Raw genomic sequence first — 16,617 nt, forward strand, 5'->3', positions numbered from 1 at the left:
TAAGCGCTACAGAAACTTTTATCAGCTTACGGTGTTTGAATAAAGATGAATAGTGAAAGATACCCCGAAGAAGGGGTATCCGAGACAAAATAATTTACTGATTAAGGGCTAATTACACATTAACGAGAACTGCTGAAATGAATGGCTCTTCTTCTTTGCGCAATGTGAGGATTTCACAACCATTATCTGTCACAACTAATGTGTGTTCGTATTGTGCTGACCAGCCTCTATCTTTAGTTTTGACGGTCCAACCATCTTTCATTGTGCGGATACGGTAATCACCAGTATTCACCATAGGCTCAATCGTAAATGCCATCCCTTTTTGTAGCACAACGCCTCCATCATCTGCATCGTAATGCAAGACTTGTGGTTCTTCATGGAAGCCGACGCCAATACCATGGCCGCAGTATTCACGTACCACGGAAAGATCATGTTTTTCGACAAACTCTTGAATAGCTTTACCCAAAGTACGTAGACGAATACCAGGTTTCACCATGCGCAATGCTAAATACAGGCTATCTTGGGTAATTTTACAAAGACGTTCGCCTTGAATCGTTGGTTTTCCAACAATAAACATTTTTGAGGTATCGCCATGAAAACCATCTTTAATAACGGTAACATCGATATTAACGACGTCACCCTCTTTTAGAATTTTATCATCGCTCGGAATACCGTGGCAGATAACATCATTGATGGAAATACAAACAGATTTTGGAAATCCGTGGTAGTTCAGACACGCGGGAATAGCTTGTTGCGTTTCAACAATATGCTGATGACAGAGGCGGTCTAGCTCACCCGTACTCACTCCAGGCACAACATGCGGAGCAATCATTTCTAACACTTCAGCCGCTAGTCGCCCAGCAACTCGCATTTTCTGAATATCTTCTTCAGTTTTGATAATAATAGCCATGAGTTCGGTCCACTTATGTCAATAACAAGATTATGACAATTTGATAAAAAGATTTGAAAATGAGCGGTTAGTACCGCTTATTCACCATTAATGATACTAATGGTAACAGCCACCGCATTTTCTGCCAACTAGCACAGAACTAGATGCCACATAGAATATGGAGTAAGGATACGTGAATCAGCTTCAGAGCCTTGTTCAATTTGAGCCTTTAATCGCACAAATTGCAAAAATAAAAATCTGGTGAACCTCTTGCAGATGAAAGGATTTACTGGAAAATACGTCAATGTATGCGTTATTTTTACAATTTAAAAAACAACAAAAGTTAGCTTATTCTTCCGTTTTATGGTATAAAGCGCGCCGGCAATCCATATTTTTCTTCTTACTTTTTGGTTTGTGTTGATTTTGACATAAGTGTGAATTGTAAATGATTAAAATGGGTATGCGTAAACTAAACTCAATTGTGTAAATAACACACACGAATCGACACATGCACCGGGGTGCTCCTATGCGTTTCTACGCAGCTTTGGAGTCGGTAGTATGGGATTCGTGGAGGCATAACCCCAATTACTTAAATACAGAGGTATTAAATGGCAACTGTTTCCATGCGCGATATGCTACAAGCGGGCGTTCACTTTGGTCACCAGACTCGTTACTGGAACCCAAAAATGAAACCTTTCATCTTTGGTGCGCGTAACAAAGTACATATCATCAACCTGGAAAAGACTGTTCCAATGTTTAACGAAGCTTTGGCTGAGTTGACTAAAATCTCTTCTCGTAAAGGCAAAATTTTGTTTGTTGGTACTAAACGTGCTGCAAGCGAAGCCGTTCAAGAAGCTGCTAACAGCTGCGACCAGTATTTCGTTAACCATCGTTGGTTAGGCGGAATGTTGACTAACTGGAAAACAGTTCGTCAGTCAATCAAACGTCTGAAAGATTTAGAAATTCAATCTCAAGATGGCACTTTCGACAAACTGACCAAGAAAGAAGCGCTAATGCGTACTCGTGAACTTGGTAAGTTAGAAAACAGCTTAGGCGGTATCAAAAACATGGGCGGCTTACCTGACGCTCTGTTCGTTATCGATGCAGACCACGAACACATTGCTATCAAAGAAGCAAACAATCTGGGCATCCCAGTATTTGCTATCGTTGATACAAACTCTGATCCAGACGGTATTGATTTCATTATCCCTGGTAACGATGATGCGATCCGTGCAATTAAGCTGTATCTGGGCGCTGTAGCAAACACCGTTCATGAAGGTCGTTCACAAGATCTGGCTGTTCAAGCAGAAGAAAGCTTAGTAGAAGCTGAATAATAAGGTAAAAGCCCTTATTAACCAGGTATTGCTATATATTGGTTAGAAGGGGCCTAATTAGGCCCCTTTTGTTTCTGTGAATCAGAACTATCCTTGTGGGGAATGCTCCCGTAAGGTATATCGAGGAAGAAATCACATGTCTGGAATTACCGCGGCATTGGTAAAAGAACTGCGCGAGCGTACTGGCGCAGGTATGATGGAATGTAAAAAAGCACTAGTTGAAGCTAATGGTGATATTGAATTAGCAATCGACAACATGCGTAAATCAGGTCAGGCTAAAGCCGCTAAGAAAGCAGGCCGTGTAGCTGCTGAAGGCGTTATCCTTGCAGAAGTATTTGCTGATGGTAAAACTGGTGCATTAGTTGAACTGAACTGTGAAACTGACTTCGTTGCTAAAGATGCAGGTTTCTTAGCATTCGGTAAAGAAGTAATGGCATCTGTTGTTGCTGATAAAAGTGCTGATATCGATGCACTGAAAGCAAAATTTGAAGAAGCTCGTGCTAACTTAGTTGCTAAAATCGGTGAAAATATCAATATTCGCCGTGTCGCTATTTTGGAAGGCGCAAATGTAGGTAATTACCTGCACGGCGCTCGTATCGGTGTTCTCGTTGCGGCTGAAGGCGCAGATGAAGAATTACTGAAACACATCGCTATGCACATTGCAGCAAGCAAACCAGAATATCTGACTCCAGACAACGTTCCAGCTGACGTTGTTGCTCATGAGCAACAAATTCAGTTAGACATCGCTATGCAATCTGGTAAACCACGCGAAATCGCTGAAAAAATGGTTATCGGTCGCATGAACAAATTTACTGGCGAAATCTCTCTGACTGGCCAGCCTTTCGTTATGGAGCCAAGCAAATCTGTTGGTGACCTGCTGAAAGAGAAAAATGCTACTGTTACTGGCTTCATTCGTTTTGAAGTTGGCGAAGGCATTGAAAAAGTTGAAACTGACTTTGCAGCAGAAGTTGCTGCAATGAGCAAGTAAGCAATATAAGGGCCGCCAATTGGCGGCCTTTCTTTAATACTCGTCATACTTCAAGTTATCTGGTTGTTGATTACATTCAGCAACATGTACTTTGAATTATTCTGAGTATATGACTGCTATATTCAGTCTAAGTCAAAATCAAGGCATATAGAGTCTATAATTCTATGTGCGTTACCCCAATAAATTATCTGTGTAGGACAGAACACCATGGCAACTAATGCGAAACCCGTTTATCAGCGTATTCTGCTCAAATTAAGTGGCGAAGCCTTACAAGGTGCAGAAGGTTTTGGTATCGATGCTAGCGTTTTAGATCGTATGGCTCAGGAAATCAAAGAACTCATAGAACTGGGAATACAGGTCGGTGTAGTTATTGGTGGTGGTAACCTGTTTCGCGGAGCCGGCTTGGCAGAAGCGGGTATGAATCGCGTTGTTGGTGACCATATGGGTATGCTAGCAACCGTCATGAATGGGCTTGCTATGCGAGACGCTTTGCATCGTGCTTATGTGAATGTAAGGCTGATGTCTGCAATTCCACTTAACGGTGTTTGTGATAACTATAGCTGGGCTGAAGCTATTAGCCTACTGCGTCATGGCCGTGTGGTTATTTTTTCAGCGGGAACAGGTAATCCATTCTTTACAACAGACTCAGCAGCTTGTTTGCGTGGTATTGAAATCGAAGCTGATGTTGTATTGAAAGCAACAAAAGTTGATGGTGTTTATTCTGCAGATCCTGCAAAAGATCCTGATGCTGTTCTTTATGAAAATTTAGATTATCAAGAAGTTCTGGAACGTGAATTGAAAGTAATGGACTTAGCGGCATTTACTTTAGCACGTGACCATAACTTACCAATTCGTGTTTTCAATATGAATAAGCCAGGTGCGTTACGTCGCGTTGTGATGGGCGAAAATGAAGGGACTCTGATTTCTCACCGTTAATACTCAGAGACATGACCTGAGTTTAAATGTATTATCTAATGTAAATTCAGACAATTTAAGCGAGGCTGCATTGCGGCCTTTAATAACTAGTTCTTAAGGGTTGAAAACGTGATTAACGAAATCCAAAAAGATGCTCAAGACCGTATGGAAAAGAGCGTTGAAGCACTAAAAAGCCAAATTAGTAAAATCCGTACAGGTCGTGCATCTCCTAGCCTGCTTGATGGTATTATGGTTGACTATTATGGTTCTTCAACACCATTACGCCAACTGGCTAACGTGACTGTAGAAGATTCACGTACATTAGCAATTTCAGTCTTTGACCGTTCAATGTCTCCGGCAATTGAAAAAGCGATTATGTCTTCAGATTTAGGTCTGAATCCATCTTCTGCTGGTACTGTTATTCGTGTACCTCTGCCTGCATTAACAGAAGAACGTCGTAAAGATCTAATCAAAGTTGTTCGTGGTGAAGCTGAACAAGGTCGTATTGCCGTTCGCAACATTCGCCGTGATGCTAACGATAAAGTTAAAGCTTTACTCAAAGATAAAGAAATCAGTGAAGATGACGAACGTCGTTCACAAGATGATATCCAAAAATTGACTGATGGTTATATCAAGAAAGTTGATGAAGCATTAGCGCAAAAAGAAACGGAATTGATGGATTTCTAATCCATCATTAGTAATGAAGCCATCTAGGTATACAGTTAATCTGTATATTTTGGATGGCTTTATTATTTTTCATACCTATTAAAGAATCCATTCTTATCTTTAAGCTGATATAATCTCAGTATTGAATTAATACAGAGTATCCGACTACTATGAAACGTCTGACAATCCTCGGTTCGACCGGCTCAATTGGTACCAGCACTCTTTCTGTTGTTCGACAAAATCCTGATAAATTTCAAGTTCTTGCTCTCGTGGCAGGGAAAAATGTTGCTGAAATGGCAAGCCAATGTATTGAATTTAATCCTAAATATGCGTCGATGGCCGATGAGTCATCAGCTCAATCATTGCGTAGGATTCTATCTGAAAATAATTGTAAAACCGAAGTTTTATCGGGTAAAGAGGCCACAATTGAACTTGCTGGGCTCGATGACGCTGACCAAGTCATGTCAGCTATTACTGGTGTTGCTGGATTATTGCCAACGCTTGCGGCGATCCGTAAAGGAAAAAGAATATTATTAGCGAATAAAGAATCTCTTATTACCAGTGGTCGTTTATTCTTTAATGCTATTCGTGAGCATAATGCAACAGTCTTCCCTATTGATAGCGAGCATAATGCGATCTTTCAAAGCTTACCTGAAGTGATTCAACTTAATTTAGGTTTTGCTGATTTATCGGCATCAGGTATTTCGAGTATTATTTTAACGGGTTCTGGTGGCCCATTTAGAGATACTCCACTTTCACATTTTGCTAATGTCACACCTGATGAGGCTTGTAATCATCCAAATTGGTCGATGGGACGTAAAATTTCTGTTGATTCAGCAACAATGATGAATAAAGGATTAGAATATATTGAGGCTTGTTATTTCTTCAATGCCACGCAAGATCAAATGGAAGTGATTGTTCATCCTCAATCCGTGATTCACTCAATGGTGCGTTATAGAGATGGCAGTGTTATTGCACAGCTGGGTACACCTGATATGCGCACGCCGATATCGTATAGTATGGCATATCCACAGCGTATAATGTCAGGTGCGAAGCCACTTGATTTTGCAACTTTATCGTCACTAACCTTTGTTCAACCTGATTTCCAACGCTATCCTTGCTTAAAACTTGCTATGGACGCATGTCATGAAGGGCAAGCTGCGACAACGGTTCTTAATGGCGCAAATGAAATAACGGTAGAAGCTTTCCTTGAAGGTAAGATCCGCTTTACGGATATCGCAAAAATTAACCACAAGACCATGGAAAAACATGTTTTTTCTGAACCAGTCTCGATTGAGGAGGTCTTAGAAATCGATGCATGGGCTCGTCGTGAAGCTGGAAAGTCAATTTCGCAAGAATTTTAATCTTAGTATGTGATTTATTTAGTTGCTGATACCCATGATATATCTTTAATATGTGATGGGTTCAAAAAACAAAGACAATATCAGTAGTTATCTGAGAATTTAAGGATGTGTCTTATCAGCATATTTAATAATAAAGGTTATTATTGAGTTGGATTCTCAAAGTTATACACACAAGGATTAACATTTAATGAACTCTAGTGGTGAAAATCTCGCTGAATCGATGATTCCTAAGCATGTCGCTATCATTATGGATGGTAATGGGCGATGGGCAAAGCAGAGAGGCAAACTCAGAATTACAGGTCATAAAGCAGGTGTTGAATCTGTGCGTAACTCTGTTCGTTTTGCAGTAAAAAATAAAATTAGCTCATTAACTCTTTATGCGTTTAGCAGTGAGAACTGGAGAAGACCAGAAAAAGAAGTCAGTTCGTTAATGGAGCTATTTGTTTTTGCGTTGGATAATGAAGTTAAAAACTTGCACAAAAACAATGTTAAATTAAAAGTTATTGGTGATATTAATCGCTTTAGTGAACGCCTTAGAAAAAGAATTGATAAAGCAGAGGCGCTGACACAGAACAATACGGGATTAAGATTAAATATTGCAGCGAACTATGGTGGGCGTTGGGATATTGCCAATAGTGTTAGACAAATATTTGAGAAAGTCAGTAATGGTGATATCGCTATTGACGATGTTAATGAAGAAACCATTAATGATTATGTCTGCATGAATGATCAAGAAAATGTAGATTTAGTGATTAGAACCGGTGGTGAACATCGGATTAGTAATTTTTTATTATGGCAGGTCGCATATGCGGAATTTTATTTCACCAACGTTTTATGGCCAGATTTTGATGAAATGGTGTTTCAAGATGCAGTTGATGCTTTTAGTAAGCGCGAACGTCGTTATGGTGGGGCTGAATCAGATGACGAGTTGGTTAAATAAAGGGAGAAAGATGTGCTGAAATATCGTTTACTAACAGCAATAATACTAATACCTATAGTTATTGCGGCATTATTTTTGCTTTCCCCTGTGAATTTTGGTTATGTGGTGATTGCGGTTTGTGCATTAGGTGCTTGGGAATGGGCGCAATTTGCGGGCTGGCATTCACAAGCAAAGCGTATTGGGCTAGCTGTCGTGTTTGCCGCTATACTGCTTGCGATTCAATTTTCTTTACCTAACATCGTTGAACTGGCTAGTGAACCGGTAATTTATTATGGGTTATGGGCAGGGCTCGTATGGTGGGTTGTTGCTATTTTATTAGTCATTACTTATCCAGCTTCCGCGTCATGGGGTAAATCGGTCATCGTACGCCTGTTATTTGGTGTATTAACCATTGTTCCTTTTTATTGCGGCATGATGGTACTCAGAACGATTGGTTATCATAGCGATACCTTCTTTGGGGCTTGGTGGCTATTATATGTCATGTTGTTAGTTTGGGGCGCAGACTCTGGCGCTTATGCTTTCGGCCGTACGATGGGACGTAATAAATTAGCCCCTAAAGTTTCGCCTGGAAAAACATGGGAAGGCTTAATTGGTGGATTGATTACTGCTGGTGTTATCTCGTGGCTGTTTAGTGCATTTGCACCGATCCCAGTGATGCCTGACTATTTACTGGTGACATCAATTATTGTGGTTATTGTTTCTGTGTTTGGTGACTTAACTGAAAGTATGTTTAAGCGCCAGTCAGGAATTAAAGATAGTAGCCATTTAATTCCGGGTCATGGTGGAATTCTTGACCGAATTGATAGTCTAACAGCCGCAATTCCAGTTTTTGCAGGGCTAAATTTGTTAGTTTTTAACGGTTTTGGTCTTTAGGATTATAAATGGGATTTATTTGGAGTTTAGCTGCATTTATCATTGCCATTGGGGTATTGATAACTGTACATGAATTTGGGCATTTTTGGATTGCCAGGCGTTGTGGTGTTTATGTTGAACGATTTTCTATCGGGTTTGGCAAAACACTATGGCGCAAGGTTGACCGCCATGGTACCGAGTTTGTTTTAGCGTTAATACCACTCGGTGGTTATGTGAAAATGTTAGACGAACGGGCAGGGGATGTAGCACCTGAACGTCGTCATTTGGCATTCAACAATAAAACGGTGGGGCAACGAGCTGCAATTATTAGTGCAGGTCCGATTGCGAACTTTTTGCTTGCTATTGTTGTCTACTGGATAGTCTTTATGATTGGGGTTCCATCAGTTCGCCCGATTATTGAAGATGTAAAACCGGGCTCAATTGCAGCGGCAGCAAATTTTACGCCTAAAATGGAACTAAAATCGATTGATGGTATCGAAACGCCTGATTGGAATTCAGTTCGTTTAGCGCTAGTGGGCAAAATTGGCGATCGTGAATTTACTGCACAAGTTTTGCCTCAAGGATATAATGAGCCAATTACGGAAACAGTTGATTTAACTGCGTGGCAATTTGATCCCGAAAAGCAAGACCCGATACTTTCGATTGGTATCATGCCTGTCTCTGCGAGAATTGATCCTGTTATACAAAAAGTAACACCGGGTTTAGCAGGTGATCGTGCAGGTTTAATGCCTGGTGATAGAATTGTCAGTGTAAACGGGGAAAAACTAGGTCTTTGGGACCCAGTGACGCGAATTATTCGTAGTAATCCCGGGACACTTTTAAAATTAGATGTAGAAAGAAACCAGCAACTTATTTCGCTTGTGCTTACACCTGATAGCCAAAATGGACAAGGTGGAGAGAAAATTGGATTTGCGGGTGTTGAACTTTCAGTGTTACCGTTAGCAGAAGAATATAGAATGGTACAGCAATACGGACCATTCGCTGCGTTTTATCAAGCAAGTGATAAAACATGGCAGTTGATGAAACTAACTGTCAATATGATGGGTAAACTGGTTGTTGGGGATGTCAAACTCAATAACTTGAGCGGTCCGATATCTATCGCGAAAGGTGCGGGGGTATCAGCCGAGTCAGGCTTGGTATATTATTTGATGTTTATTGCGCTTATTAGCGTAAATTTAGGTATCATCAATCTGTTTCCATTGCCTGTTTTAGATGGGGGACATTTGCTCTTCTTGTTAATTGAAAAAATTAAAGGAAGTCCAGTGTCTGAGCGAGTACAAGACTTTAGTTTCCGGATAGGTGCAATGGCATTGATTCTGTTAATGGGACTTGCACTTTTTAATGATTTCTCTCGCTTCTAATTTTTATTAGCTGGGGACCAGTAAGGAATACGCTAACAACGATGGCGATGAAAAAGTTGCTCATAGCGTCGCTGCTTCTCGGCAGCGCCACTGCATACGGTTCAGACGGATTCGTAGTTAAAGACATTCGTTTCGAAGGTCTACAACGCGTCGCCGTTGGTGCAGCATTATTGAACATGCCTGTTAGGGTGGGTGATTCGATTGATACTGAAGATATCAGTCGTTCTATCCGTTCCCTATTCTCAACAGGTAACTTCGAAGATGTTAGAGTCCTGCGTGATGGAAACACGCTGATCGTTCAAGTTAAAGAGCGGCCAACCATCGCAAGTATCACTTTTACCGGTAATAAATCGGTAAAAGATGACATGCTGAAGCAGAACTTGGAAGCATCTAATATTCGTGTCGGTGAAGCTCTTGACCGTACGACTATTGCGAATATTGAAAAGGGTCTAGAAGACTTTTACTACAGCGTTGGTAAATACAACGCGACTGTAAAAGCTGTTGTGACACCATTACCGCGCAACCGTGTTGATTTAAAATTTGTTTTCTCCGAAGGTGTATCTGCAAAAATTCAGCAGATTAATATCGTGGGTAACAAAAATTACACGACGGCAGAACTGGTTAATAAAATTCAGTTACGTGATGATGTTCCATGGTGGAACTTTGCTGCAGACCAAAAATATCAGAAACAAAAACTTGCTGGTGACTTAGAAACACTGCGCAGTTTTTATCTTGATCGCGGTTATGCTCGTTTCAATATTGATTCTACTCAAGTTAGCCTGACACCTGACAAAAAAGATATTTACATTACAATTAACATTACTGAAGGCGACCAGTACAAAATTTCTGGCGTTGAAATTAATGGTAATACGGCAGAGCATTTAGCGGATATCCAAGAGCTAATCACAATTACACCGGGTGAACTTTATAACGGTGCGCAAGTGACGCAAATGGAAAACAAAATAAAAGAGTTATTTGGTCGCTATGGTTATGCTTATCCACGTGTAATGACTCAGCCTGAAATTAATGATGAAGATAAAACGGTCAAACTGCATTTAAATGTTGATGCTGGAAATCGATTCTATGTTCGTGAAATTCGATTCCAAGGTAATGACACCAGCAAAGATACCGTTTTACGTCGTGAAATGCGTCAAATGGAAGGTGCTTGGCTAGGCAACGATCTAGTTGAGCTAGGTAAAGAGCGTCTTAATCGTACTGGTTTCTTCGAAACAGTTGATGTAGAAACACAACGTGTTCCAGGTAGCCCTGACCAAGTTGATGTTGTCTATAAAGTTAAAGAACGAAATACCGGTTCAATGAACTTCGGTGTTGGTTTTGGTACTGAAAGCGGCGTAAGTTTCCAAGTCGGCGTATCGCAAGATAACTGGATGGGTACGGGTAACGCTGTCGGTATCAACGCGAGTAAAAATGATTACTCAACTAACGTTGAATTCTCTTTCACTGATCCTTACTTTACCGTAAATGGTGTAAGTTTAGGTGGTCGTATTTTCTATAACGACTTTAGTGCAAAAGATGCCGATCTATCTGGTTATACCAACAAAACTTATGGTTTAGATAGCTTCTTAAGCTTCCCATTCAATGAAAATAACTCATTCCGTTTAGGTGCGGGTTATGTTCATAATGACTTGTCTGATATGCGTCCACAAGCTGCGATGTGGGATTACCTCTATTCTATGGGGGATAAACCACCAATCAATGAAACTGGTCGTAATAAAGAAAGCTTTGATGCCAATGACTTTACAGTGAATGCGGGTTGGACCTATAACTCACTGAACCGTGGTTTCTTCCCAACGTCGGGTAACAAAACCAACGTATCAGCGAAAGTCACAGTTCCAGGTTCTGATAACGAATACTATAAACTGCGTTTTGATACGGCTCATTATTATCCAATCAATGAAGATGAAACTTGGGTTGTTTTAGGTCGTGCGCAAGCGGGTTATGGTGATGGTATCGGCAGTAAGCAAATGCCATTCTATGAAAACTTCTATGCGGGTGGTTCAAGTACTATTCGTGGTTTCCGTTCGAATAATATCGGACCGAAAGCAGTTTATTTGAAACGTACTACAGTGAATGGTAACAGCGTTGTTGGGCCAGAGCCAGGAAGTCCATCAAGTGATGCAGTTGGTGGTAATGCTATGTACACCGCGTCATTTGAGTTGATCACACCAACACCATTTATTGACGAGAAATATGCGAATGCAGTTCGTACATCGCTCTTTGTCGATGCGGGTACTGTGTGGGATACTAACTGGAATAGTATTAACTCTGAGTGGCGTGCAGGAATGCCAGACTACGGTAAAGCGACAAATCTCCGCGCTTCAGCGGGTGTTGCTTTACAATGGATGTCTCCACTTGGACCACTGGTTTTCTCCTATGCGCAACCTATCAAGGATTACGAAGGCGACAAATCAGAGCAGTTCCAATTTAATATTGGTAGAACTTGGTAATATCTATCTAGTGTCTTCCTAAGAAAGCCCTCACAATTAAGTGAGGGCAACCAAAATTTCCAGCCATAAATATGGGTTAAGGAGTTTAGTGTGAAAAAATTGTTGTGTGCAGCGGGTGTGAGTATTGCTTTAGCAATGTCTGCAGGTGCTTATGCTGAAAAAATTGCTATCGTAAATGTAGGCGAAATTTTCCAAAATATGCCTGCTCGTGAAGCCGTTGCTAAACAGCTTGAAAGTGAGTTCAAAAGTCGTGGTACTGAATTGCAAAGTTTAGAAAAAGATTTGCAAACACGTGTAGAAAAACTACGTCGTGACGGTGCTACTATGAAGCAAAGCGAACGCGAGAAGCTTGAAGCTGAACTCATGACTAAACGTGACCAATTTGCTGAAAAAGCTCAAAAATTTGAAGAAGACAACCGTCGTCGTCAAGGTGAAGAGCGTAATAAAATTTTGACTCGTATTCAGGATTCCATTAAATCTGTTGCCGCTAAAGAAGGCTATGATGTTGTTATTGACGCAAATGCAGTTGCATATGCAAAAGATAGCATTGACATCACAAGTCAGGTTCAAAAACAGGTTAAATAATAGATGTCCTCAATTCGATTGGCTGACCTTGCTCAGCAGTTGAATGCGCAGTTACACGGTGATGGCGATATTGTCATCACCGGTATTGCTCCAATGCATTCAGCAAATAATCAGCAGATTACTTTTCTATCTGATAGCCGTTATAGCGACAAACTCACTGAGTGTCAGGCCGCAGCGGTTGTACTCACAGCAAAAGATCTTGATGTTTGTAAGGTTGCAGCTCTTGTGGTTGATAACCCTTATCTTGCATATGCTCGTATGGCTCAAATTATGGATACAACGCCGAGTCCGGCTGAAAATATCCATGCATCCGCAGTTATTGCTGATGATGTTCAATTAGGCGAAAATGTATCGATTGGCGCTAATGCCGTTATTGAAACGGGTGTAATTCTGGGCGATAACGTAGTGATTGGCGCGGGTTGTTTTATTGGTAAAAATACGCAGATTGGTGCTGAAACTCGCCTTTGGGCAAACGTCACCATATATCACAACGTAGAGATTGGCACTCAATGCTTGATCCAATCTGGTACAGTTATTGGTTCTGATGGCTTTGGTTATGCAAATGATCGTGGTAATTGGATCAAAATACCGCAGTTAGGTACAGTGATCATTGGCTCACGTGTCGAAATCGGTGCGAGTACAACGATTGACCGTGGTGCATTAGATAATACAGTTATTGGTAATGGTGTTATCATAGATAACCAGTGTCAAATTGCACATAATGTGACAATTGGCGATAATACAGCTGTTGCTGGTGGTGTTATTATGGCCGGTAGCTTAAAAATCGGTCGCTACTGTATGATTGGCGGAGCAAGCGTTATCAATGGTCACATGGAAATTTGTGATAAAGTAACGGTAACTGGAATGGGTATGGTCATGAGACCAATTACTGAACCCGGAGTATACTCTTCAGGCATCCCTTTACAGCCTAATAAAGCTTGGCGTAAAACAGCCGCTTTAGTCTTAAATATCAATGAGATGAATAAGCGATTGAAAACGATTGAGCGTGAGTTAGATAGCCAAAATCAAAAAAAACAGTAAACATTTTGTAATTCAGGCTAAAATAGTTATCTGAGTTACGTTTTTCCGGCCTGCCAGTTGACCTTGTTTCGAGGTTGAAGCAGGCCGATTCATTAATTAAATCTTATTAATAGACAGGAAGAGTATTTCGATGAGTGATAATCATACTCTGAATATAGAAGAAATCTTAGAACTACTTCCACACCGTTACCCGTTTCTTTTGGTTGACCGTGTATTGGATTTTGACGCAGGCAAATCTTTACGTGCAGTAAAGAATGTCTCTTTCAACGAGCCGTTTTTCCAAGGGCATTTCCCTAGCAAACCGATTTTTCCGGGTGTGTTAATTTTAGAAGCGATGGCGCAAGCTACCGGTATCTTAGCATTCAAAAGCTCGGGCAAATTAGAACCGGGTGAATTGTATTATTTTGCAGCAATAGATAATGCGCGTTTTAAACGCCCTGTTTTACCAGGAGATCAAATGATCCTGGAAGTCGAGTTCATTAAAGAGCGTCGTGGTGTTGCGCGTTTTAAAGGTGTTGCAAAAGTTGATGGAGAAATAGCCTGCGAAGCAGAAATGATGTGCGCCCGTCGTCGCGAGGTCTGATATGATTGATAAAACTGCTTATATCCACCCTTCATCTGTTGTCGAAGATGGCGCTATTATTGGTGCCAATGTTCACATTGGCCCTTTTTGCTATATTGGAGCTGACGTTGAAATTGGCGAAGGCACTGAACTGAAATCTCACATTGTTATTAACGGACATACTAAAATTGGTCGTGACAACGTGGTATTTCAGTTTGCCTCTATTGGCGAAATAAACCAAGATCTAAAATATCAAGGCGAGCCAACTCGTGTTGAGATTGGTGATAGAAACCGTATTAGAGAAAGCGTCACTATTCACCGTGGAACTACACAGGGTGGCGGCTTAACTAAAGTGGGCGATGATAACTTATTGATGGTTAATGTGCATATCGCGCATGACTGCTTAATTGGTAATCGTTGTATTATTGCAAATAATGGTACTCTCGGTGGACATGTCACTTTGGGAGACTTTGCAATTATTGGTGGTATGACCGCAGTTCATCAATTTTGTCAAATCGGCGCTCACGTCATGGTTGGCGGCTGTTCTGGTGTTGCACAAGATGTTCCTCCTTATGTGATTGCGCAAGGTAACCACGCAACACCATTTGGCTTGAACCTCGAAGGATTAAAACGTCGCGGTTTTGATAAAGAATCCCTACATGCTATTCGTAACGCTTATAAAACGTTATATCGCTCAGGTAAATCTTTAGAAGAAGCGCGCGAAGAAATTGCTGAAATGGCGAAAAATAATTCGCATGTACAAGTGTTCAGTGATTTCTTAGAGGAATCAGCACAGTCTAAACGTGGTATTATTCGTTAATATCTATTTTTATAGATAGGAATGATATTAGGCCTTTATTAAGGAGCGAATTTCGGTGAATAACAACCGCCCACTTACTATTGGCCTTGTTGCCGGAGAAACATCTGGTGATATTTTAGGTGCAGGGCTTATCCGTGCACTGAAAGAACAGGTACCGAATGCGCGTTTTGTCGGTGTCGCAGGACCTCTTATGCAAGCAGAAGGCTGTGAAGCTTGGTATGAGATGGAAGAGCTTGCTGTGATGGGAATTGTTGAGGTACTTGGTCGTTTACCTCGTCTCCTGACCATTCGTAAAGATTTAACCAAGCGATTCACTCAATTACAGCCCGATATTTTTGTTGGTATTGATGCCCCTGATTTTAATATTACGCTTGAAGGAAGGTTAAAGTCTAAAGGTATCAAAACCATTCATTACGTTAGCCCATCTGTATGGGCGTGGCGTCAGAAGCGCGTGTTTAAAATTGGCCGCGCAACTAACTTAGTACTTGCCTTTCTTCCCTTTGAAAAAGCGTTCTATGACCGTTTTAATGTTCCATGTCGTTTTATTGGACATACGATGGCGGATTCAATACCGCTTCATCCTGATAAACAAGCGGCAAGGGCGCGTCTTAATATTCCTGAATCTACGAAATGTTTAGCCTTGTTACCGGGAAGCCGCCATTCTGAAGTTGAAATGCTAAGTGCTGATTTTTTAAAGACAGCTAAGATTTTGCATCAGCACTTTACTGATTTACATATTGTGGTGCCTTTGGTGAATGAAAAGCGGCGTGAACAATTTAACGCTGTTTGGCAGGAAGTTGCCCCTGAACTCAATGTTCATATTTTAGACGGTCAAGCGCGTGATGCGATGATGTCTGCGGATGCAACGTTATTAGCGTCTGGTACGGCGGCACTTGAATGTATGTTAACTAAATGTCCAATGGTTGTGGGTTACCGTATGAAACCCTTTACTTTTTGGTTAGCAAAACGATTAGTTAAAACGCCTTATGTTTCGCTACCTAACTTATTAGCGGGTACTGAAATTGTGAAAGAGCTATTACAGGATGAATGCCAACCTGAACAATTAGCTCAGCAGCTTACCCCATTATTAGAGGGGGGAGAGCCGGTGGAAAAATTAAAACAAACTTTTTTACAACTGCATGAACTGATCCGTTGTGATGCAGATAAACAAGCTGCGGATGCAGTATTAGATTTGGTTAGGAAATAATGGATTTTATATACCCTAAAGCCAACTTAATTGCTGGCGTAGATGAAGTCGGCCGTGGGCCTTTAGTTGGTGCGGTAGTCACTGCTGCTGTTATCCTTGATCCTAATAATCCTATTCTTGGGTTAGCAGATTCAAAAAAGCTCACAGAAAAAAAACGTGAAAAGTTATTTGTTGAAATCCAAGAAAAAGCCCTTTGTTGGAGCATTGCTCGTGCAGAGCCAGAAGAAATTGATAATATCAATATATTGCATGCGACTATGTTAGCCATGCAACGAGCAGTTGCAGGATTATCAATCACACCTGATTTTGTTTTAATCGATGGTAATCGCTGTCCTAAATTGCCGATGCCTTCGCAAGCGGTAGTGAAGGGTGACAGCTTAGTACAAGAAATTAGTGCTGCATCTATTTTAGCTAAAGTGATAAGAGATAGAGAGATGGTTGAACTTGACAAAGTTTTTCCTGAGTATGGATTCGCAAAGCATAAAGGCTATCCGACAGCTTATCATTTAGAAAAACTGACGTTGCATGGGGCAACTGAGTTTCATCGTAAAAGCTTCGCCCCTGTGCGACTTGTTTTGGCAATGAAAGGGTAGGTATCAGGTTG

At 41.0% G+C, this 16,617-nt stretch carries 16 protein-coding genes; 15 read left to right on the top strand and 1 reads right to left on the bottom strand.

All coding sequences use genetic code 11. The features are described 5' to 3' along the window. Nucleotides 1–112: 112 nt before the first annotated feature. Entirely contained in the window at nt 113–910 is a 798-nt protein-coding gene (map, locus tag DD649_RS10270; RefSeq protein ID WP_294106888.1) for a type I methionyl aminopeptidase, read from the bottom strand. Nucleotides 911–1,497: 587 nt separating this feature from the next. Here map and rpsB point away from each other — a divergent pair. The 15 genes from rpsB to rnhB all read left to right on the top strand — a co-directional run bounded on the left by rpsB (nt 1,498) and on the right by rnhB (nt 16,606). Continuing rightward, nucleotides 1,498–2,223 (top strand): 30S ribosomal protein S2, encoded by a 726-nt coding sequence (rpsB, locus tag DD649_RS10275; protein WP_294106889.1) that lies wholly within the window; start codon nt 1,498–1,500, stop codon nt 2,221–2,223. 136 nt (nt 2,224–2,359) lie between these two features. Continuing rightward, nucleotides 2,360–3,211 (top strand): translation elongation factor Ts, encoded by an 852-nt coding sequence (gene tsf, locus DD649_RS10280; RefSeq protein ID WP_294106891.1) that lies wholly within the window; start codon nt 2,360–2,362, stop codon nt 3,209–3,211. 207 nt (nt 3,212–3,418) lie between these two features. Further along, complete coding sequence (gene pyrH / locus DD649_RS10285; protein WP_294106893.1) at nt 3,419–4,147, top strand: UMP kinase; 729 nt, start codon at nt 3,419–3,421, stop codon at nt 4,145–4,147. Between the two features lie 108 nt (nt 4,148–4,255). Further along, nucleotides 4,256–4,813 carry a ribosome recycling factor gene (gene frr / locus DD649_RS10290; protein WP_294106895.1) on the top strand — a complete coding sequence of 186 codons (558 nt, stop codon included), beginning with the start codon at nt 4,256–4,258 and terminating at the stop codon, nt 4,811–4,813. Between the two features lie 149 nt (nt 4,814–4,962). Beyond that, the gene (gene ispC / locus DD649_RS10295) at nt 4,963–6,156 is read left to right on the top strand and encodes a 1-deoxy-D-xylulose-5-phosphate reductoisomerase (protein WP_294106897.1); all 1,194 of its coding nucleotides are present in this window, start codon (nt 4,963–4,965) and stop codon (nt 6,154–6,156) included. Between the two features lie 187 nt (nt 6,157–6,343). After that, nucleotides 6,344–7,096, top strand: a complete 753-nt coding sequence (gene uppS, locus DD649_RS10300; RefSeq protein ID WP_294106899.1) for a polyprenyl diphosphate synthase — start codon at nt 6,344–6,346, stop codon at nt 7,094–7,096. A 12-nt stretch (nt 7,097–7,108) separates the two neighbouring features. After that, nucleotides 7,109–7,969 (top strand): phosphatidate cytidylyltransferase, encoded by an 861-nt coding sequence (gene cdsA / locus DD649_RS10305; RefSeq protein ID WP_294106904.1) that lies wholly within the window; start codon nt 7,109–7,111, stop codon nt 7,967–7,969. Between the two features lie 8 nt (nt 7,970–7,977). Continuing rightward, nucleotides 7,978–9,330, top strand: coding sequence for a sigma E protease regulator RseP (gene rseP / locus DD649_RS10310; RefSeq protein ID WP_294106906.1), 1,353 nt, complete (start codon nt 7,978–7,980; stop codon nt 9,328–9,330). Between the two features lie 41 nt (nt 9,331–9,371). Beyond that, a complete protein-coding gene (gene bamA, locus DD649_RS10315; RefSeq protein ID WP_294106908.1) occupies nt 9,372–11,798 on the top strand; it encodes an outer membrane protein assembly factor BamA in 2,427 nt (808 codons plus the stop codon). Between the two features lie 90 nt (nt 11,799–11,888). Beyond that, entirely contained in the window at nt 11,889–12,383 is a 495-nt protein-coding gene (gene skp / locus DD649_RS10320; RefSeq protein ID WP_294106909.1) for a molecular chaperone Skp, read from the top strand. 3 nt (nt 12,384–12,386) lie between these two features. Continuing rightward, nucleotides 12,387–13,424 (top strand): UDP-3-O-(3-hydroxymyristoyl)glucosamine N-acyltransferase, encoded by a 1,038-nt coding sequence (gene lpxD / locus DD649_RS10325; protein ID WP_294106911.1) that lies wholly within the window; start codon nt 12,387–12,389, stop codon nt 13,422–13,424. A gap of 130 nt (nt 13,425–13,554) precedes the next feature. Further along, entirely contained in the window at nt 13,555–14,007 is a 453-nt protein-coding gene (fabZ, locus tag DD649_RS10330; RefSeq protein WP_336430522.1) for a 3-hydroxyacyl-ACP dehydratase FabZ, read from the top strand. Nucleotide 14,008: 1 nt separating this feature from the next. Continuing rightward, nucleotides 14,009–14,806 (top strand): acyl-ACP--UDP-N-acetylglucosamine O-acyltransferase, encoded by a 798-nt coding sequence (gene lpxA, locus DD649_RS10335; protein WP_294106916.1) that lies wholly within the window; start codon nt 14,009–14,011, stop codon nt 14,804–14,806. Nucleotides 14,807–14,861: 55 nt separating this feature from the next. Continuing rightward, entirely contained in the window at nt 14,862–16,013 is a 1,152-nt protein-coding gene (gene lpxB, locus DD649_RS10340; RefSeq protein WP_294106917.1) for a lipid-A-disaccharide synthase, read from the top strand. Continuing rightward, nucleotides 16,013–16,606, top strand: a complete 594-nt coding sequence (gene rnhB / locus DD649_RS10345) for a ribonuclease HII (protein WP_294106919.1) — start codon at nt 16,013–16,015, stop codon at nt 16,604–16,606. Before lpxB ends, rnhB begins: the two co-directional genes overlap by 1 nt. Nucleotides 16,607–16,617 lie beyond the last annotated feature (11 nt).

The sequence above is a fragment of the Providencia sp. genome (assembly GCF_003533305.1).
Taxonomy (GTDB): Bacteria; Pseudomonadota; Gammaproteobacteria; order Enterobacterales; family Enterobacteriaceae; genus Providencia.